Source organism: uncultured Tateyamaria sp., assembly GCF_947487805.1.
Taxonomy (GTDB): Bacteria; Pseudomonadota; Alphaproteobacteria; order Rhodobacterales; family Rhodobacteraceae; genus Tateyamaria.
In genome coordinates, this window is the sequence record NZ_CANKXW010000007.1 from 72995 (window position 1) to 91273 (window position 18279).

19 protein-coding genes are annotated in these 18279 nt (G+C 63.8%); 8 read left to right on the top strand and 11 right to left on the bottom strand.

From position 1 onward, the window contains the following. The first annotated feature begins 248 nt into the window (after nt 1-248). The gene (locus tag Q0949_RS16030; protein ID WP_299374482.1) at nt 249-947 is read left to right on the top strand and encodes a LytTR family DNA-binding domain-containing protein; all 699 of its coding nucleotides are present in this window, start codon (nt 249-251) and stop codon (nt 945-947) included. A 3-nt stretch (nt 948-950) separates the two neighbouring features. On the opposite strand, the gene Q0949_RS16035 is transcribed toward Q0949_RS16030, so the two are convergent. Next, nucleotides 951-2261, bottom strand: coding sequence for an HlyC/CorC family transporter (locus Q0949_RS16035; protein WP_299374484.1), 1311 nt, complete (start codon nt 2259-2261; stop codon nt 951-953). A gap of 70 nt (nt 2262-2331) precedes the next feature. On the opposite strand from Q0949_RS16035, the gene Q0949_RS16040 reads away from it, so the two are divergent. After that, nucleotides 2332-3138 carry a metallophosphoesterase family protein gene (locus tag Q0949_RS16040; protein WP_299374487.1) on the top strand — a complete coding sequence of 269 codons (807 nt, stop codon included), beginning with the start codon at nt 2332-2334 and terminating at the stop codon, nt 3136-3138. Here the strand turns inward: Q0949_RS16040 and Q0949_RS16045 are convergent. From Q0949_RS16045 to Q0949_RS16055, 3 genes are read right to left on the bottom strand one after another with little or no spacing between them, the layout of a single operon-like run. After that, nucleotides 3078-4040, bottom strand: a complete 963-nt coding sequence (locus Q0949_RS16045) for a site-specific tyrosine recombinase XerD (RefSeq protein ID WP_299374490.1) — start codon at nt 4038-4040, stop codon at nt 3078-3080. The two genes, Q0949_RS16040 and Q0949_RS16045, sit on opposite strands and share 61 nt — an antisense overlap. Continuing rightward, nucleotides 4037-5578: a hypothetical protein gene (locus Q0949_RS16050; protein ID WP_299374493.1), complete on the bottom strand. Its 1542-nt coding sequence runs from the start codon at nt 5576-5578 to the stop codon at nt 4037-4039. Before Q0949_RS16050 ends, Q0949_RS16045 begins: the two co-directional genes overlap by 4 nt. Next, nucleotides 5568-5717, bottom strand: a complete 150-nt coding sequence (locus Q0949_RS16055) for a hypothetical protein (RefSeq protein ID WP_299374496.1) — start codon at nt 5715-5717, stop codon at nt 5568-5570. Before Q0949_RS16055 ends, Q0949_RS16050 begins: the two co-directional genes overlap by 11 nt. Nucleotides 5718-5810: 93 nt before the next feature. Between Q0949_RS16055 and Q0949_RS16060 the strand changes: the two genes are divergently transcribed. Both Q0949_RS16060 and aroB read left to right on the top strand, forming a co-directional pair. Next, nucleotides 5811-6398 carry a shikimate kinase gene (locus tag Q0949_RS16060; RefSeq protein WP_299374499.1) on the top strand — a complete coding sequence of 196 codons (588 nt, stop codon included), beginning with the start codon at nt 5811-5813 and terminating at the stop codon, nt 6396-6398. Then, nucleotides 6391-7497 (top strand): 3-dehydroquinate synthase, encoded by a 1107-nt coding sequence (gene aroB, locus Q0949_RS16065; RefSeq protein ID WP_299374502.1) that lies wholly within the window; start codon nt 6391-6393, stop codon nt 7495-7497. Before Q0949_RS16060 ends, aroB begins: the two co-directional genes overlap by 8 nt. A 4-nt stretch (nt 7498-7501) precedes the next feature. Here aroB and Q0949_RS16070 read toward each other — a convergent pair whose 3' ends face one another. Further along, nucleotides 7502-7927 (bottom strand): GNAT family N-acetyltransferase, encoded by a 426-nt coding sequence (locus Q0949_RS16070; RefSeq protein ID WP_299374505.1) that lies wholly within the window; start codon nt 7925-7927, stop codon nt 7502-7504. 8 nt (nt 7928-7935) lie between these two features. Continuing rightward, on the bottom strand, nt 7936-8448 hold the full coding sequence (gene ssb / locus Q0949_RS16075) for a single-stranded DNA-binding protein (RefSeq protein WP_299374508.1): 513 nt from the start codon (nt 8446-8448) through the stop codon (nt 7936-7938). A gap of 163 nt (nt 8449-8611) precedes the next feature. Here ssb and Q0949_RS16080 point away from each other — a divergent pair, with 163 nt between their 5' ends. Next, complete coding sequence (locus Q0949_RS16080) at nt 8612-9199, top strand: lytic transglycosylase domain-containing protein (protein WP_299374854.1); 588 nt, start codon at nt 8612-8614, stop codon at nt 9197-9199. 114 nt (nt 9200-9313) lie between these two features. Further along, nucleotides 9314-9835 (top strand): hypothetical protein, encoded by a 522-nt coding sequence (locus Q0949_RS16085; RefSeq protein WP_299374510.1) that lies wholly within the window; start codon nt 9314-9316, stop codon nt 9833-9835. Here Q0949_RS16085 and Q0949_RS16090 read toward each other — a convergent pair. The 5 genes from Q0949_RS16090 to miaA form a co-directional block, all read right to left on the bottom strand. Next, on the bottom strand, nt 9816-11903 hold the full coding sequence (locus Q0949_RS16090; RefSeq protein WP_299374513.1) for an ABC transporter ATP-binding protein: 2088 nt from the start codon (nt 11901-11903) through the stop codon (nt 9816-9818). The genes Q0949_RS16085 and Q0949_RS16090 overlap by 20 nt on opposite strands. 97 nt (nt 11904-12000) lie before the next feature. Continuing rightward, nucleotides 12001-13452 carry an ABC transporter permease gene (locus Q0949_RS16095; protein ID WP_299374516.1) on the bottom strand — a complete coding sequence of 484 codons (1452 nt, stop codon included), beginning with the start codon at nt 13450-13452 and terminating at the stop codon, nt 12001-12003. A gap of 12 nt (nt 13453-13464) precedes the next feature. Then, the gene (locus Q0949_RS16100) at nt 13465-14511 is read right to left on the bottom strand and encodes an ABC transporter permease (protein WP_299374519.1); all 1047 of its coding nucleotides are present in this window, start codon (nt 14509-14511) and stop codon (nt 13465-13467) included. Nucleotides 14512-14875: 364 nt separating this feature from the next. Beyond that, a complete protein-coding gene (locus Q0949_RS16105) occupies nt 14876-15667 on the bottom strand; it encodes an AraC family transcriptional regulator (protein ID WP_299374522.1) in 792 nt (263 codons plus the stop codon). Between the two features lie 78 nt (nt 15668-15745). After that, complete coding sequence (gene miaA / locus Q0949_RS16110; RefSeq protein WP_299374857.1) at nt 15746-16624, bottom strand: tRNA (adenosine(37)-N6)-dimethylallyltransferase MiaA; 879 nt, start codon at nt 16622-16624, stop codon at nt 15746-15748. Nucleotides 16625-16699: 75 nt separating this feature from the next. Here miaA and pyrH point away from each other — a divergent pair, with 75 nt between their 5' ends. Next, nucleotides 16700-17431: a UMP kinase gene (gene pyrH, locus Q0949_RS16115; RefSeq protein WP_299374525.1), complete on the top strand. Its 732-nt coding sequence runs from the start codon at nt 16700-16702 to the stop codon at nt 17429-17431. Between the two features lie 91 nt (nt 17432-17522). Further along, nucleotides 17523-18086, top strand: a complete 564-nt coding sequence (gene frr / locus Q0949_RS16120; RefSeq protein ID WP_299374528.1) for a ribosome recycling factor — start codon at nt 17523-17525, stop codon at nt 18084-18086. Nucleotides 18087-18279 lie beyond the last annotated feature (193 nt).

Here is an 18279-nt window from a genome sequence, read left to right on the forward strand (position 1 = left end):
CTGATTGAGGCAGGCCTGTTAACTGGCACCCAACATGTCGTCAAACCGCACCCCTGACAGGCCGATGTGCGACATTTACTCTAGTTAGCGTCACGTGATAAACAGCAATCATGTTGGGCCGTCTTCAATCGCGTGAAGTGCACGTTTATGTCTCGAATGGCAGCGTTGCACATTTCACGTTACGTGAAATGCATCTGCTGTATCGTACATGGCAGTTGTGGGTCCTTGTTGCCGCCGGGTTTTTTATCATGGCGACGGGTCACCCGGTCACCTTGCCGCAATTCGACAGCTTTGAATTGCGTTTGGCCTTCTGGATTGTGGGGCTTGGCTTTTATCTGGCCGCGTCGGAATTCCATTCCTTTGTCCTCTACAGCCTGTGGCGTCCGATCTTCAAACGGCCCATTCCCCTGATCCTGCTGTCTGCGCCGCTCGTGCTCTTTTCTACTTACCTGGCTGGGGCCGTGCTGACCCTTTTGTCGGGCACCGACCGACCGCCGTTCGGGATCATGACGTGGCAGATGAATGTGCGGAACATCGTCGTTGCCCATATCTTTGAAACGGTTGCGCTTTTGTGGTTGCTGCCCGCTCAGCGCGCCCGCAGCGGTGCGGCGGCGCAGACCCGCAATGTCATGCTGGCCGGGCGCCGGTTTGTCCTGTGCGGTATCCAGCGGGTCAAGGCGGCAGAGCATTACCTTGAGGTGCATACGGACGCGGGCATGGAAACCGTGCGCGAGCGCATGCTGACCTTTCTTGAACAGGTGGAGCCGGGCGACGGCATTCAGACCCACAGGTCCCATTGGGTGTCCGCGGCGAGCGCGCGGGATCTGAAGGGCGCGCATTTGCAGCTGACCTGCGGGGAGAAGGTGCCCGTGGCGCGCGGGCGACTGAACGATGTGCGCGACTGGTTGCAGGACAAGGGTGTGGATGCGCAGGGCGAAACCGCCTGAGCGCTATTCCAGCGCCTTGATCCGCAGGGCGGTGATGCGGTTGCCATCCCGTTCGATCACCTCGAAGCGGAAGCCGTGAAAGCTGAACACCTGGCCCGTGGTCGGGATCATCTGCGCCTCGTGGATCACGAGACCCGCGATGGTGTTGGCCTCTTCGTCGGGCAGGTTCCAGTCGGTGGCCCGGTTCAGGTCGCGGATCGTCATGGCCCCGTCGACCATATAGTGCCCGTCCTCGCCCCGGTTGACCTGATGATCGCCGTCGGGGTCGAATTCGTCGGTGATCTCGCCCACGATCTCTTCGAGGATGTCTTCGAGCGTGATCAGCCCCTGAAGCGAGCCATATTCGTCCACGACCAGCGCAAAATGGGTGCGCATCCGCAGGAACTGGCGCATCTGGTCATCGAGGGTCGTCGTCTCGGGCACGAAATAGGGCGGCATCGCCACGTCGCCGATGTCAAAGGTCTTGAGGGCCGCGGCTTCGCCTTCGGGGCCGCCGATCACGCGGTACATCGCGCGCAAGAGGTCCTTGGCGTGGATGACGCCGGTGATGTTCTCCTGCTCGCCGCGATAGACGGGCAGGCGGGTGTGGTTGGATTTCAGGCACTGTTCCAGGATCGCCTGCGGGTCGTCGTCGGCGTTGATCATCTCGATGCCGGAGCGGTGGAGCATGATCTCTTCGACCGTGCGGTCGCCCAGGTCGAGCGCGCCAAGGATGCGGTCGCGGTCTTCCTTTTCGACCACGCCTTCGGAATGGCCCAGTTGCAGCGCACCGGCGATTTCCTCGCGCACGGCCATGATGTGGCTGTCGGGGTCGATCTGCACGCCAAAGAGGCGCAGCACGCCGCGCACCAGCAACCGTACGGCGGAGACGATCGGGGAAAAGACGGTGACGACCAGCGAAATGGGCCGCGACACCAGCGAGGCGGCGGTTTCCGAATTGGTGATGGCATAGGTCTTGGGCAGCACTTCGGCAAAGATCAGCACCAGCAGCGTCATCACCAGCGTCGCAAGGGCCACACCGCTTTCGCCGAAGGCGCGGGTAAAGATCGCGGTGGCGAGCGACGTGGCAAGGATGTTCACGAGGTTGTTGCCCAGAAGGACCGACCCGATCAGCCGTTCGTTGTCTTCGGTGATCTGCAACGCCCGTTCCGCGCCGCGCGAGCCCTTGTCGGCCTGCGCGCGCAGCTTGCCCCGCGAGGCCGCCGTCAGCGCGGTTTCAGAGCCGGAAAAGAACCCCGACATCACCAGCAGGAACAGGATGACGCCCGCCGTCATCCAGAACGCGGCATCGAGGGTCGAAGTGGGATCTTCCATTCGTGATTTATCCTTTGTTCTGTTCTGGGTTATGGGGGTGCAACGCGTTGCATTCAAGGGAAGAGCCACGTTGCGCCATCTGGATCTGGGACAATTGGACGGGCCTGTGCTGCTGTTTGGCGGGCCCTATTCCAATGTGCAGGCGACGCGGGCGGTGCTGGGTCAGGCACAGGCGCGCGGCGCGACGCCTGTATGCACGGGCGATGTCGTGGCCTATTGCGCGCGCCCGGCCGAGACGGTGGCGGCCATCCGTGCCAGCGGATGTGCCGTGCTTGCGGGCAATTGCGAAATCCAGCTGGCCAGCGGCGCGCCCGATTGCGGATGCGGGTTCGAGGACGGGTCGGCCTGTGATCTGCTGTCGGTGGGATGGTACGGGTTTGCCTCTGCGCGGATCGGGGCAGAGGCGCGGGCGTGGATGGCGGGCCTGCCGGATGTGCTGACTTTCAGCCATTGCGGCACGCGCTATGGGGTCGTGCACGGGGCCGTGTCGGATGTGGCGCGGTTCTTGTGGTCCACTTCACCGGAGGCAGAGCTGGAGCGGGAATGGGACATGCTGGAGCGTGCGATTGGCCCTGTGGGCGGGATCGTGGCCGGGCACAGCGGGATAGCGTTTATGCGCCCCTTGCGGCGCGGGCGCTGGATCAACGCGGGCGTGGTGGGCATGCCGCCGCATGACGGGCAGGCGCGCACCCGCTTTGCCATGCTGGAAGACGGTGCGGTGACGCTGCATGCGCTGGACTATGACATGGCGGGGGCCGTGGCGGATATGGCGGCGGCGGGCCTGACCCAAGGCTATGACCGCGCGTTGCAGACGGGTTATTGGCCGTCCGAAGATGTCTTGCCACCAGATTTGCGGCTGTCCTGCGCCAGCGGGTGATGATCCAGCACCAGCTGGGTCAGGCGTTCGTCAACCACGTGGGTATAGATCTCGGTCGTGGCCACATCCGCATGGCCCAGCATCGTCTGGATCGCGCGCAGATCGGCGCCACCGGCCAGAAGGTGCGTTGCAAAGGCGTGGCGCAACGTGTGGGGGGTCACCTTGTCCGGGGCCACGCCGCCGAACACGGCCAGCGATTTGATCCGCGCATAGAACCAGTGGCGGGTCAGGTGCCCGGAGGCCCCGCGCGAGGGAAAGAGAAAGCGCGACGGCGGCAGCCCCTTGGCCTCGGCCTGTGCCTGCACCGTGTCGCGTTCCTTGATCCACGCGGCGAGGGCCGCGCGCGCGGGCGGTGACAGGGGCACCATGCGTTCCTTGCCCCCCTTGCCGAGGATCAACAGCATCTCGGGGTTGCCGCGGGCCGAGGACACAGGCAGGCCGACAAGTTCGCTGACCCGCATGCCGGTGGCATAGAGCAATTGCAGCAGGCAGGTGTCGCGCAGCCGGTCATGCGGATTGCGCCCATGGTGCAGGCCCGCGTCCAGCAGGCGGTCCACCTCTGCTTCGTCCAGCGTTTTGGGCAGGCGTTTGTCCTGTCCGGGGCTGGCGATCTGGATGGCGGGGTTGTCGCCGCGCCAGCCTTCTTCGAAGGCAAAGCGGTAGATCTGCTTGATCGCGGACAGCCGCCGCGCGCGGGTCGCCTTGGCCAGTCCCTGGGCGTCGCAATGGATCAGGTAGGATTCGATGGCCCCCTGATCGGCTTGGGCGAAATCGGTGCCTTGGGTGATCAGCCATGCCTGCACATCCTTGAGGTCTCGCCCATAGGCCAGCAGCGTGTTGCGCGCGGCCCCGAGTTCCGCCGCTTGCGCGTCCAGAAAGGTCGATATCCAATGCGTGCTCATCCCGCGACCCCGCCGAGGATTTGCAGCGCCGTGCGACGGGCCGTGTCCTCGAGCCCCAGGGCGCGCAAGGTGGCGAGCCCGGTGGTCAGCTGGGCCACATCGCCCGCGCTGCCGTTCTGGGTGATCATCAGCGCGTCGAGCAGTGCCGCCCCGAGGGCGCCATCCTGTGCGCGCGCGATCAGCGCCGCATCCGGCGTGGCCCCGTCGGAAAAGGCGGCATGGATGGCGCGGGCCATGTCACCGCCGGGCGGTGGCCCGGTGGGGGCAGTCCCGGAGGCCACGGCGGTGGCCAGCGGGTTGTGCAAGGCGCGCGCGGGGAACTGGGTTGCGGCCTCTTCGTAACGGGCGGACACCAGCAGCATGTCATAGGCGATGTCGGCGGTGCGTCCGCTCAGCACCACATCGGTGAGCGCATCGGCAAAGAGCGAGGCGAACGGCACGGCAAGGCGCGCACGGCGCATCTGGTCCCAGGCCTGCGGCAGGGTCTTGGAGATGGCGGCGGGGCTTGCCGTGCCAAGTGCGGTTTCAAACCGCTGCACGGCGGCGACGCGGTCCCAGACGCCGCCCGATGCGGCGGGCCGTCGGTCCGACAGGATGCCCAGCAGACGGTTTTCCGGCAGCGCACCCTGTTGCGCCAGACGCTCGGCGGCCTCGATACGGGCCTTCCATCCGGCGGTGTCGGACAGGTCGGCATTGGCATAGATCACCGGCCAGATCCGCGTGGGGATCGGCATGCCCGCCCCCTGATAGAGCCGAAAGAGCAGCGGGTCGGGGCGCGCAGGTACCGCCATGGGCGGCTCGCCTTCGAAGAGTTCGGGATCGAGGAACCGCTCCATCGCCTGCGCCGTGTCGGGGTCGATCAGGCCAAGGGCGCGGCCGGTGCCCAGTTGCAGCACGGCGGTGCCCCAGTCCCCGGACCGGGCGGCGCAATAGACATCATGCGCCTTGTCCGGCGACAGGGTCGGCATCGCGCGCAGCACCGCACAGGCGCGCGCATCCGTGCCCGCCAGCAGCGACAGATCCATGTAGCGCGCGAGATGCGCCGCGCTGCTGTCCGGCCCGGCCTGTTCGATCAGCGCCATGGCCGGGTCAAGCGCCCCCAGCGCCGTGAGCGCGTCAATGCGGGCCAGATCAAAGGCGGCGGCCTCATCGGACGGGGGCAGGCCTTCGGCCAGAAGCAGGGTGTAGAAGAGCGATTGCAGCGCAGGCACGCGCAGGTCGGGCATCTGGTCCAACTGCCGCGCCAGATCCGCGCCATCCGACGCCGCCCACAATGTGTCGGGCAGGCCGGTGACAGTGGAGGGGGCGAGGCCCACGCGCTTGGGCGCATCGCCATCGAGCGGGGCCACCTGTACCTCCGGCACCGTGGCCGAGGACGTCACCGCAGGCTCGCGCAGCGCAGGCAGGGCGGCGGGCGTCACGGGCTGCGTGTCCAGCCAGTCGATCACGTTCAGGGGGGCGGCATCGGGCGTCTGGGCCGCGGCCGGTGTCGCCAGCATCAGGCCCATCATCAGGACCAGTGCAGGATTATTCCGCATCGAGGGTCACGGGCATACGGGTTTCCGTTTGCGGCGGCGAGAAGTTCGCGCCAAAATATTCGCCCACATAGGCATAGGCCACCAGCCCGATGAACCCGATGATCATGAGAAAGATCAACAGCTTGAATAGTCGGCCCATGGATGTAACTGCCTCGTCGTGGTGCCAATGAATTTCTTGTTTTGCCCAAAGCATATATGGCCTTTTTGATAAAATCACGTCATTGACAGCGCAATGAGCGAAAATCAGCAATATCAGGTCCAGACGGCCACATATCGACTGAAAAAGACGGTTGTGATGGTGGGGATGATGGGCGCGGGCAAGACGGCCGTGGGCCGCGCGCTGGCGCAGCGGCTGGACGTGCCGTTCCTTGACAGCGATGCGGAAATCGAAAGCGCGGCCAACATGACCGTGCCGGAAATCTTTGAACGCGACGGAGAGTCGTTCTTTCGCGCGAAGGAGACGCAGGTGATCTCGCGGTTGCTGGATGAGGCGCGCGGCATCCTGTCGACGGGGGGCGGTGCGTTTCTGGCGCAGGAGAACCGTGAGAACATCACGGCGCGGGGGGTGTCCGTGTGGCTGAATGCGGATCTGGACCTTTTGTGGCAGCGTGTGCGCCACAAGGACACGCGTCCTTTGCTGCGCACGGCCGATCCGCGCGCGACCTTGCAGGAGATCTATGCCGCCCGTGTGCCGCTTTATGCGATGGCGGATGTTGAAGTCGCCTCAGAACCGAACCTGAGCATTGAACAGATGGTGGACCGGGTCATCGCGACGCTGTTGCGGGACCGTGCGGATGTATTGGAGATGCGGGATGCGTGAGACGGTGCATGTGCCACTGGGCGACCGGGCCTATGACGTGCTGATCGGACCGGGCCTGTTGGCCGAGGCCGGTGCGCTGGTGTCGCCGCTGCTGCCGCGCCCGCGTGTGGCTGTGGTCACCGAAACCCGCGTGGCGGCGCTGCATCTGGCGGCGTTGCAGGACGGGCTGGGGCAGGCGGGGATCGACACGGTTGTGCTGGAACTGCCGCCCGGAGAGGCCACCAAGAGCTGGGCGCATCTGGGGCAGGTGACCGAGTGGTTGCTGGAGCAGAAGGTCGAACGCCGCGACGTGGTGGTGGCCCTTGGCGGCGGCGTGATCGGCGATCTGGTGGGCTTTGCCTGCGCGATCATGCGGCGCGGCGTGCGTTTTGTGCAGGTGCCCACGTCGCTGCTCGCGCAGGTCGACAGTTCGGTGGGCGGCAAGACCGGGATCAACACAGGCCAGGGCAAGAACCTGGCCGGTGCGTTCCATCAGCCCAGCCTCGTTCTGGCCGACACGGATGTGCTGGCGTCGCTGTCCGAGCGGGATTTCCTCGCAGGCTATGGCGAGGTGATGAAATACGGGCTGTTGGGTGATGCGGCGTTCTTTGGCTGGCTGGAAACCAATGCGCCTGCGATGGCCGCGGGCGACATGGGCCTGCGGGTGGCTGCGGTGCGGCGGTCGGTCGAGATGAAGGCCGAGATCGTGACCCGCGACGAGACAGAGCAGGGCGACCGCGCGCTGCTCAATCTGGGCCACACGTTCTGTCACGCGCTTGAGGCGGCGACGGGCTATTCCGACCGGCTGCTGCATGGCGAGGGCGTGGCGATCGGCTGCGGGCTGGCCTTTGAGCTGTCCGCGCGTCTGGGCCTGTGCAGTCAGGAAGACCCCAGCCGCGTGCGCGCGCATCTCAAGGCGATGGGGATGAAGACGGATGTGTCGGACATTCCCGGCGACCTGCCGGATGCCAGCGCCATGCTGGATCTGATGGGGCAGGACAAGAAGGTGATCGCGGGCACGCTGAACTTCGTCCTTGCGCGCGGGATTGGCGATGCCTTTGTCACTTCGGACGTGCCGCGCGACGTGGTGCTGTCGGTGCTTGGGGATGCGCTGGCCTGACCCTTCAGGGGTGGCGGATCACCATGGCGTGCTTGTCCTCGGACGAAAAGCCCACGCTTTCATAGAACCCTTTGGCGCCGCGTCTGGTGCCGGTCATCAGCATGACCTTGTAGGCGTTCTGCGCCCAAGCGGCATGGACCGCGTGGGTCAGCACGGCCCTGCCCAGACCGCGCCCCTGCCACGGGCCTTGGGTCACCACATTTTCGATCAGCCCATAGGGCCGCGCGCCCCAGGTGACGTTGGGCATCAGATGCAGGGTGACCATGGCGCGCACATCCCCGCAGGCCAGCGCGCCAAAGACGGTCGTGCCCGGATGCGACAGCACGGCCGCAAAGGCCGCGCCGTCCTGTGTGGTCGGCCCGAAGGTCAGTTCGTTGTAAAGCGCCAGCGCCGTGTCCGTATCGTCCACGGTCAGGGGACGGACGGGCACGTCCGGCATCAGAACGGGATTTCGTCGTCCAGATCGCGCGAGGGGGCCGGGCTGGGTTGCCCACCGCCGCCGCCGCCACCGCCATAGCCGCCGTCGCGGTCGTCATAACCCATCTGGTTGCCGCCGCCGCCGCCGCCAAAGCTGCCGCCACCGCCGCCGCCGCCTTCGCCACGGCCATCCAGCATGGTCAGGGTCGAGGAGTAGGGACGCAGCACGACCTCGGTCGAATAGCGGTCCTGGCCCGACTGGTCCTGCCATTTGCGTGTTTCAAGCTGGCCCTCGATATAGACCTTGGAGCCCTTGCGCAGATATTGCTCTGCCACGCGCGCGAGCGGTTCGGAGAAGATCGCCACCGAATGCCATTCGGTGCGTTCCTTGCGTTCGCCCGTGTTGCGGTCTTTCCACGTCTCGGAGGTCGCGATGCGCAGGTTGCACACCTTGCCGCCGTTCTGGAACGTCCGCACTTCGGGGTCGCGCCCCAGATTGCCGATCAAAATGACCTTGTTCACCGACCCTGCCATAGCATTCCCCTGTTTGGTGCCCGCGATTCCACGGGTGAAATTTGCGTTTCCCTAGCCTACACGTGGTTAACGCGGGCTTAAACCTAGAGACTGGCGCGCGCGCGAAAAAACCGTATATTGTGCGCCAACGGCCCGCGGGGTCATGAACTGGGGTGTGGTACAAATGCGGGCAATCTGGGCGGGGGCCGTGATTCTTGCACTGGTGGCAGAGGCCGGATGGGCGCAAAGCGTGTCCAGCCGCAACCGGTCCAACCTTTTCAAATCACAGACCAAAATCCTCGATACGCGGGCATCGAAACAGTATTCCAGTTCCGTGCGCCTGCAGCCCCCCAAGGTGGTGACACCGACCAAGTGGGACACCCAAAGCCCCAAGTTCAAAGGCAAGTACAAAGGGCCATATCTGGCGCTGGCGCGTGATGCGGCGCGCAAGCACGGCGTGCCCGAGGATCTGTTCCTGCGGCTGGTGCAACAGGAAAGCGGGTGGAACGCCAAGGCGCGGTCGCACAAGGGCGCCTATGGTCTGGCGCAGCTGATGCCCGCCACGGCGCGGTCGCTGGGTGTGGACCGCAAGGATCCGGCCGAGAACCTCGATGGTGGCGCCAAGTACCTCAAGCAGCAATACCGCACCTTTGGCAGCTGGCGTCTGGCGCTGGCCGCGTACAATGCGGGCCCCGGCGCGGTCAAGAAATACAACGGCGTGCCGCCGTTCAAGGAAACGCGCAACTACGTCAAGATCATCTGGGGCAGCTAAGCCGGCCTTGACCCCGCCTTAGAACTTTCGCCCCGTCATCGCACATATTTCGCCATAAACGTGCCATCTCTTTCCCGCATGTCGTGTCCCGGTACTGCGCGAAAGGGGCACATCATGAAACCGGGTCAATCCACATTCGAAGAGCGCCTGTCGCGCATCAACAGCGGCGCGCCGCGCAATGCCGAAGACGTGGCGATCCCGCAAAAAACCGCAAAACTGATCCAGAGCGACCCCAAGCGCCGCCGGTTCCACCTTGATATGCTGGCCGCAGGCGGCATTGCCGGTGCGGTGGCGGGCACGTTGTTTGCCCAGAACATCGGGCTCTTGTTCCTGATGACGCTCGACTGGTCGATGATCTACGGGCTGGCGCTGGCCGATTATGAACTGGCCGCCTATATGGCCGCCTGCGCGATTGCGCCCTTCGGTTTCCTATGGAGCGTGATCATGAGCCGCGCGACCAAGCGCGCGGTTCAGTTCTGGGCCGCCTACGGCATCGGCGTGCTGGCCGCCAACCATGTGGACGGCCGCTATGTGATCGAATTCATCGCGATCCCGGCCTTTTGGGACTATGTCGGCACCTATACGTCGGCCAAGGATGTGGTGAACGGCGCGGTCGCTACTCAGCCGCAATTTTGATCACAGGCTCCATCCGCGCAAGAATGTCATCGGCCAGGTGGCATTTGACCTGATGGCCCTCGGCCAAGTGGCGCACGGGCGGCACTTCCTTTTCACATAGACCACCCGGCACCTCCGATTTCCAGCGGCAGCGCGTCTGGAACGGACAGCCGGGCGGCGGGTTCATCGCCGACGGGATGTCGCCTTCGAGCACGATGTGCTGCTTTTCGACCGAGGTATCGGCGATGGGCACCGCACTCAGCAACGCCTCGGTATAGGGGTGGTAGGGCGGCGAGAACACCTGGTCGGTGGTGCCCAGTTCGACCACATGGCCCAGATACATCACCATCACCCGGTCGCTCAGATAGCGCACGATGCTGAGGTCATGGCTGATGAACAAAAGCGTCGTCTTGTGCTCGCGCTGGATCTCCATCAACAGATCCGTGACCGCCGCCTGCACCGACACGTCCAGCGCCGAGACGGGTTCGTCCGCCACAACGATCTTTGCATCGCCCGCAAAGGCGCGGGCGATGCCCACACGCTGTTTCTGTCCGCCCGACAGCTGTCGCGGCATCCGGTCGGCAAAGGCGCGGGGCAGTTTCACGAGATCCAGCAGTTCCAGCATCCGCTGGTGCCGCTCGCCCTCGTTCTTGCCCACCTTGAAGATTTCCAGCGCCCGGATGATCTGACGCCCCACCGTCATCGACGGGTTCAGCGTGTCGAACGGGTTCTGGAACACCATCTGCACATCCGCCACGGTCTGGGTGTCGCGCTCTTCGATGGGGATGTCCTGAATGGCCTTGTTGCCCAGCGTGATCGTCCCCTCGGTCGCTGTCTCCAGCCCCATGAGGACCTTGGCAAAGGTCGACTTGCCGCAACCGGATTCGCCCACGATGGCCAGTGTCTCGCTCTCGCGCGCCTCGAAACTCAATGTCTCGTTGGCCTTCACGACCTTCTTTTCACCGGAGGAGAACAGCGCGGACGCCGCCACCTCGTAGTACTTCTTGAGGTTGTCCATCTTCAGAACAACATCGCCGATCTCGCCCTTCTGCTTGACCTCGGCCAGTTCCAGCGGCGCGTCCCAGTCAATCTCCTTGAACTTCAGACAGCGCGTTTCGTGGCTGGCATCTTCATTGGCCGGGAACATCGGGATCGCCTTGTTCTCGTTGCACAGACCCTCTTCGAAATAGTCGCAGCGCGGCCCGAAATTACAGCCGGGCGGGCGTTCATGGGGCAGGGGAAAGTTGCCCGGAATGGCCACGAGGGGGCGCGAGTTCTTGTCGGCACCGGGCAGGGGGATCGACCGGAAAAGCGCCTGCGTATAGGGGTGCTGCATCTCGTCAAACACCTGTTCGATGCTGCCGCGTTCCACGGCCTCGCCGGAATACATCACGCAGATACGGTCGCAGGTCTCGAGAACCAGCCCGAGGTTGTGGCTGATGAACAGCATGGAGGTGCCGTATTTCTTGCCCAGATCCTTGACCAGTTCGACCACTGCCGCCTCGACCGTCACATCCAGCGCCGTGGTCGGCTCGTCCAGGATCAACAGGGACGGCTCAGACATCAGCGCCATGGCGATGACGATCCGCTGTTGCTGCCCACCAGAGAGCTGGTGCGGGAACGAATTCAGCATCCGCTTGGGATCGGGCAGCTTCACATCCGTCACCACCTGCAAAGCGCGGTCATAAGCGTCCTTCTCGCTCATGCCCTGGTGGATCATCGGCACTTCCATCAACTGCTTGCCGATCTTCATCGCCGGGTTCAGGGATGCCATCGGCTCCTGATAGATCATGGCGATCTCGGATCCGCGGATGTCGCGCAGCTCTTCGGCGCTCATCTCCTGCAAATCCCGGCCCTTGAACTTGATCGATCCGCCTACGATGCGGCCGTTCTTGCCCAGATCCTGCATGACGCCGAGGGCCACCGTTGACTTGCCGCACCCCGATTCCCCAACCAGCCCGACAGCCTCTCCTGGTTGCACCGTGACCGAAAAATCCATCACCGCAGGGATTTCCCGCAACCGCGTAAAGAACGAAATGCTCAGCTTGTCGATCTCGAGGATCGGACCGTCATAATCCAGTTTCGCCATGTTTTCCTCTCCCCGCCAAGGGGGCATGTGCTGCATGCTTCTCTTGGCTAAAAATATCCCGGGGTCTGGGGCAGAGCCCCAGTCCCTCGGTTTCAACTCAATCCTTAAGGCTCTCTTCACGCAGACCATCGGCCAGCAGGTTCAGACCCAGCACCAGCGTCAGCAGCGACAGCGCCGGCGCAATGGCCGCGTGCGGATAGACCGACAACAGGCGCCGTCCGGCATTGATGGTGGTGCCCCAATCCGGGCTCTCGCTTTCCAGACCCAGGCCAAAGAAGCCCAGCGTGCCCAAAAGGATCGTGGTATAGCCGATGCGCAGACAGAAATCGACGATCAGCGGGCCACGCGCGTTGGGCAGGATCTCCCACAGCATGATGTACCACGGACCCTCGCCACGCGTCTGAGCGGCGGCCACATAGTCCCGCGTCTTGATATCCAGCGCGAGGCCCCGGACAATCCGGAACACGGTGGGCGCGTTCACGAAGACAACCGACACGAACACCACGAGGATGCCGGGATCGATGTCAAAGAGGTCGAGGAACTCGGGCAGCACAGCCACCTTGCTCCCGCCATCCGAGATCAGCGACAGGTAGATCCACCCAAGCACCCCCAGCACCACAATCAACAGCGGCGTCCGGAACGACGGCTGTGTGTAATAGCGAGAGTTCAGCAGCACCGCGACAAAGATCAACGGAAAGATGAACAGGACCGTCGCCATGTAGTTCGGAATGCCCGTCGCCACGATCTCGGGCGTGACCAGCAGGTAGAACAGCAGGATCACCGGGAAGGCGAGGATGAGGTTGGCCAGAAAGGACAGCACCGTGTCCAGACGTCCGCCGTAATAGCCCGCGGGCAGGCCAAGCGTGATGCCCACCATAAAGGCAAAGAGCGTCGCAAGTGGTGCGATCTGCACCACGACCCAGGCGCCCTTGAACAGACGGCTGAACACGTCGCGCGCCAGGTTGTCGCCGCCCAGCAGGTACCAGGCGTATTCGCCCTCCTCGGCGCCGCGCAGGGGCGTGCCGGGCACCTTGTTCTTCATGCCGGACACCTGGCTCAGGCTTTCATGGGTGGTGATCCAGTCAAACAGACCCGCCATGACACCGGCATAGACCCAGAACATCACCAGCGCGAAACCGATCATGCCCACGGTGGAGTCAAAGAGCTTGCCGTAGAGGCCCAGCTTGCGCTTGTAGCGGATCGACAGGACGTAGGTGAGCACAAGGGCCACCCAGACCGGGATCAGCTGCTGGCTCATGCCGCCGATGATGCCCGCCATGCCCGGCCCGCCGAACACGCCCGCGAGGATATAAAGCAGGACAACCCCCACCAGCCCCACGCCGACCCAGCGGGTCGCGGTCGCGGCCAGATCATAGGGTCCGCCCGCCGAACTCAGCGTGCCGTCGGGATTGGTGGTCACCCGTGCGCCGCCCGTGGCCACGCCCAGCACGATCTGCGCCACCAGCGCCACCGCAAAGATCGCCGCCAGCACATAGAGGACGGGGTCGAGAAATTGCCCGATAGGGCCGGTCCATGTCAAAGGTTCCATGATCAGCCCTCCTTATGAAATGCGGATGCGCGGGTTGAGGAAAACATAGCCGATGTCCGAGATCAGCTGCGTGATGAGAACCACCACAACCGACACCACGGACACGGCCAGCAAGAGTTCGATGTCGTTGTTGCCCGCCGCCTGCACCAGCAGCCAGCCAAAGCCCTTGTAGTTAAAGAGCGTCTCGACAATCACGACCCCGTTCAGCAACCACGGGATCTGCAACATGATCACGGTAAAGGGCGCGATCAGCGCGTTGCGCAGAGCGTGTTTCAACACGATATTGCCGAAACTCACCCCCTTGAGCCGCGCGGTACGGATATACTGCGCCGTCATCACCTCGGTCATCGAGGCCCGCGTCATGCGCGCGATATAGCCCATGCCGTAAAGGGCGATGGTGATGACCGGCAGGGTGAAGTTCTCAAAAGTCGCGTTTTCGATGGCCTGCGTGGCCGATCCCTTGAACCATTTGAGCCCAAAGGCCGATGACGCAAACACCGCGATGAAGATCACGCCCGACACATATTCCGGCGTCGCCGTCGTGGCGATCGAAAAGGTCGAGAGCGACCGGTCAAGCCCGGACCCCTCGCGCATGCCCGCAAGCACCCCGACAAGCAGCGACATGGGCACCATCACCAACAGCACGAACCCCATCAGCTTGCCCGTCGCCGCAAGCCGCGTGGCGACAAGGCTGCCCACCTCGTCCTTGAACACCAGCGAAAAGCCCCAGTCGCCCTGAATGACACCGCAGAATGTCGGGCGCTCCTCGACCGGCATGTCTTCGTCGAAACACTGCCCCGTCACGGTGCCGTCTTCCTTTTCGGTGACCCAACCCGGCGCCACGCCCAGCCAGCGGCCATATTTGACAAAGGTGTTGTCGATATAGCCGCGATCCCCCAGCCAGCTTGCCACGGCCTCGTCCGACATGCGGAAGTTGCCCTGGGTCTTGGCCAGTTTTTCGAGGTTCGGATAAAGATTGGTCAGAAAGAACACGATAAACGTCAGGCACAGCGCCGTCAGCAGCATCACGCCCAGTCGTCTGAGGATGAAAAGTCCCATATGTCGCCCCTGTTGGGTGGCTTGAGGCAGTCCAGGCTGCCGGTGATTTTTGACGCGGGCGTCGTTGATCGCGCCTCGCAAGCGGTCCGGTGCCCGGACGTGGTAAGTATGTGGTCAGTGTGGCGCGTGCACGTTTGCTCCCCGGTGTGCGCATCTGTCCGCTGTGACCTGGACTGCGGCCATGGTTGCCCCATGCGCGGTTCGGTCTGCGGTATTTTTGTTCCCTGCATCCATGAGGCAACAGATCATGTGCCACGTCAACGGGGCGCGTCGGGAAATCGGGGTCCGTTTGCGACATATGGCTATTTCATTTGCGACATGTGTCGTTGCGACCGGAGAATCCCCGTTGCCGCGCCCCGATGCGTCAGCTGCGCGCGCGTTTGCGCAAGGTCGTGGGAGTCTGGGCGGTGTGTTGCTGCATGAACCGCGTGAAATAAGCGGCGGAACCAAAGCCCAGGTGGCGTGCAATGTCCTGTATTGCGACATCTGTTTCGGTCAGGGCAATGCGCGCGGCATAAAGGATCCGTTCGGTCAGCAGATCAGCCGCCGTGCGGCCCGTCGCGGATTTGACGGCCCGGGTCAGGTGGGTGGGTGTCACGCCCAAGGCTTCGGCATGGTCTGCCATCGTCAGGCTTTGCGCATGATGATCGACCACACGTTGGCAAAACGCGGCACTCAGCCGTGCGGCTGCGTTCATCGGCACGGGCAGGTTGTCCGTCTCCGCGATCTGGCGGCGCAGCCAGACCGACATCAGCATCACATGCGCGTCGAGCGCATCCTGTGCCAGCGCGCGGTCGCTTGTCGCCTCGCGTTGCGCGGTTTCCAAGAGGCCGGTGAGTTCCGTAATTGCCGTCACGTCCCGCATCCGCAGCTGGCGCGGCGCATCGGGCAGGCGCACGTCCGTGCCATCCGGGATCACCGCCACGAGCCCCATGCTCTGCCGTCCCAATTCGAGCGAGAACAGCGTGCGCGGCGGGATCGACAGCGCGTTGTGCGTACCCACGCCGCGCCGCGTCCCATTGAGCAACATCCGCCCCTGTCCCCGCGTGACCCAGATCAGCAGATGTTCAGGGCGATCATGGGCAAGGGCAAGGCGCCAGTCCTGCCCGCCGGTCAGTTGGGCGATGGTCTGGATCAGGACGGGGGGCAAAGCCATGGTGAAACGCGATTTGTTCGAAACTGTAAATTTTGCGCATCATTGGCATATAAATCCGTGCCAAAGAAGCAAAAAATGTCAACCGCTCGCCAGGTCCTGTGACGCGATGCGGCGCCAGTCGGGCATGCGGGCGCGGAACCAGGTGCGCTGGCGCTTGGCATATTGGCGGGTGGCGATGGTTGCGGATGCGACGGCGTCGTCATGGCTCAGCGTGCCGGACAGCACGCCCATGGCCTCGGTCACTCCAATGGCACGGCACGCGGGCAGGACGGGATCAAAACGGTCCTGCATGGCGCGCGCCTCGTCCAGCGCCCCGCCGCGCAGCATCAGGTCGAACCTGTGTTCGATCCGTGGGGTCAGCCACTCCTTGGGGCTGTCGAGCACGATGCCGGTAAAGCTGCCGGGGGCCAGGATCGGGGGCGCGGTGTCGTCCTGCCAATGGGCCAGGGGTCTGCCGGTTGCACGCTGCACCTCCCAGGCGCGCTGCACGCGCGCCCGGTTCGCCAGATCGATTCGCTGCGCTGTCGCGTCGTCCAGATCCCCACGCATCTGCGTCAGCGACAGGGCGTCCGCCTCCGCCCGGACCTCGGGCGGTGTGGCAGGTATATCCGCCAGCCCTTGCGTCAGCGCCGAGAAATAGAGGCCCGTTCCCCCCACGATGATCGGGCGTGGACCGGACAGGAGCGGCGTCACCTCGCGCAGCCAATGGCCCGTTGAATAGGGCGCGTCATAAGGCAGATGGCCGTATAATGCGTGCTTTGCCTGCGCTTCTTCCTCTGCCGAGGGGCGCGCGGTCAGCACGCGCCAGCAGTCATAGACCTGGCTGGCATCCGCATTCACGATCTGCCCACCTTGCGCTTGCGCCAATGCGAGGGCCAGCGCGGATTTACCCGACGCGGTCGGCCCCGCGATCAACACGGGCAAGTCGGCTGGCACCCTCTTTATCAGGTCGCGCATCATGTGCTGTGATCCATTGAAAACCGTCCGCTTTTAGGACAGGTTGCGCGCAAATTCAAAGAGCGGGGACACGCCATGACCGAGAGCGACACAAAAACCACCTTCAAACGGGTGATGTTGAAAATCTCGGGAGAGGCGCTGATGGGCGATCAGGGGTACGGGTTGCATCCGCCAACGGTGGAACGGATCGCGGGCGAAGTGAAGGCGGTGCACGATCTGGGCGTCGAAATCTGCATGGTGATCGGGGGCGGCAATGTGTTCCGCGGCCTGCAAGGGTCAGCCCAGGGGATGGAGCGGACCACCGCCGACTATATGGGCATGCTTGCCACGGTGATGAATGCGCTGGCCATGCAATCGGCACTTGAGGGGCTGGGCGTGTTCACGCGGGTGATCAGCGCGATCACCATGAACGAAGTGGCCGAGCCCTATATCCGCCGCCGCGCCGTGCGCCACCTCGAGAAAAAGCGGGTCTGCATCTTTGCCGCCGGGACGGGCAATCCGTATTTCACGACCGACACCGCCGCCACGCTGCGCGCCAACGAGATGTCCTGCGAGGCGATCTTCATGGGCAAGAACGGTGTCGACGGGGTCTATGACAAGGATCCGGCCAAGCATGTGGACGCCAAACGCTATGACGTGGTGACCTATGACGAGGTGCTGGCCAAGCGGTTGGGGGTCATGGACGCCTCTGCCATCGCGCTGGCGCGTGACAACAACCTGCCGCTGATCGTCTTTCCGCTGGACACGCCAGGCGGGTTCAAGGCGATCCTCGATGGGCAGGGCACGTTCACGCGGGTTCAGGGCTAGGTGCACAACTGATGCTGGCCATCTGCACATGGCTTGATCTATATCCATTGTAAGCGCCCATAGGGCCAAAAGAAAAACACGGGGGAATGCGATGTCTGACGACTTCATGCTCGACACTGATGACCTTGAGCGCCGGATGGACGGTGCCATGGCCAACCTCAAAACAGAATTTGCCTCGCTGCGCACGGGCCGGGCCTCGGCCTCCATGCTGGAGCCGGTGATGGTCGATGCCTATGGCTCCATGACGCCGATCAACCAGGTGGGCACGGTGAACGTGCCAGAGCCGCGGATGGTGACGGTGAATGTCTGGGACAAGGGACTTGTGAACAAGGTCGAAAAGGCGATCCGCGAAAGTGGTCTGGGGATCAATCCGCAGCTTAACGGCACGATCATCATGCTGCCGATCCCCGAGCTGAACGAGGAACGCCGCCGCGAGCTGGGCAAGGTCGCGGGCAGCTATGCCGAGAACGCCCGCGTCAGCATCCGCAACCTGCGCCGCGACGGCATGGACCAGATCAAGAAGGCCAAGGCCGACGGCATGTCCGAAGACGACGAAAAGCTGTGGCAGGAAGAGGTGCAGGAGATGACGGACAAGTACATCAAGGCCGTGGACGCCGCACTTGAGACCAAGCAGGCAGAGATCATGCAGGTTTGAAGGGCCATCTTTGAAAAGGTCCGGGGGACCTTTTCGGCCCTTCAAAGGGCGGAGCCCCGGATGGACCAAAGGGCCGGAGCCCCGGATGGACCAAAGGGCCGGAGCCCTGAACGGACCAAAGGGCGGAGCCCCGGATGGACCAAAGGGCCGGAGCCCCGGATGGACCAAAGGGCAGAGCCCAGGACGGATTAAA

Excerpts from the sequence above, each read along its gene's own strand:
- Q0949_RS16030 (WP_299374482.1), top strand. The coding sequence starts at position 249 with ATGGCGACGGGTCACCCGGTCACCTTGCCGCAATTCGACAGCTTTGAA.
- Q0949_RS16035 (WP_299374484.1), bottom strand. The coding sequence starts at position 2,261 with ATGGAAGATCCCACTTCGACCCTCGATGCCGCGTTCTGGATGACGGCG.
- Q0949_RS16045 (WP_299374490.1), bottom strand. The coding sequence starts at position 4,040 with ATGAGCACGCATTGGATATCGACCTTTCTGGACGCGCAAGCGGCGGAA.
- Q0949_RS16050 (WP_299374493.1), bottom strand. The coding sequence starts at position 5,578 with ATGCGGAATAATCCTGCACTGGTCCTGATGATGGGCCTGATGCTGGCG.
- Q0949_RS16055 (WP_299374496.1), bottom strand. The coding sequence starts at position 5,717 with ATGGGCCGACTATTCAAGCTGTTGATCTTTCTCATGATCATCGGGTTC.
- Q0949_RS16060 (WP_299374499.1), top strand. The coding sequence starts at position 5,811 with ATGAGCGAAAATCAGCAATATCAGGTCCAGACGGCCACATATCGACTG.
- aroB (WP_299374502.1), top strand. The coding sequence starts at position 6,391 with ATGCGTGAGACGGTGCATGTGCCACTGGGCGACCGGGCCTATGACGTG.
- ssb (WP_299374508.1), bottom strand. The coding sequence starts at position 8,448 with ATGGCAGGGTCGGTGAACAAGGTCATTTTGATCGGCAATCTGGGGCGC.
- Q0949_RS16080 (WP_299374854.1), top strand. The coding sequence starts at position 8,612 with ATGCGGGCAATCTGGGCGGGGGCCGTGATTCTTGCACTGGTGGCAGAG.
- Q0949_RS16085 (WP_299374510.1), top strand. The coding sequence starts at position 9,314 with ATGAAACCGGGTCAATCCACATTCGAAGAGCGCCTGTCGCGCATCAAC.
- Q0949_RS16090 (WP_299374513.1), bottom strand. The coding sequence starts at position 11,903 with ATGGCGAAACTGGATTATGACGGTCCGATCCTCGAGATCGACAAGCTG.
- Q0949_RS16095 (WP_299374516.1), bottom strand. The coding sequence starts at position 13,452 with ATGGAACCTTTGACATGGACCGGCCCTATCGGGCAATTTCTCGACCCC.
- Q0949_RS16100 (WP_299374519.1), bottom strand. The coding sequence starts at position 14,511 with ATGGGACTTTTCATCCTCAGACGACTGGGCGTGATGCTGCTGACGGCG.
- Q0949_RS16105 (WP_299374522.1), bottom strand. The coding sequence starts at position 15,667 with ATGGCTTTGCCCCCCGTCCTGATCCAGACCATCGCCCAACTGACCGGC.
- miaA (WP_299374857.1), bottom strand. The coding sequence starts at position 16,624 with ATGCGCGACCTGATAAAGAGGGTGCCAGCCGACTTGCCCGTGTTGATC.
- pyrH (WP_299374525.1), top strand. The coding sequence starts at position 16,700 with ATGACCGAGAGCGACACAAAAACCACCTTCAAACGGGTGATGTTGAAA.
- frr (WP_299374528.1), top strand. The coding sequence starts at position 17,523 with ATGTCTGACGACTTCATGCTCGACACTGATGACCTTGAGCGCCGGATG.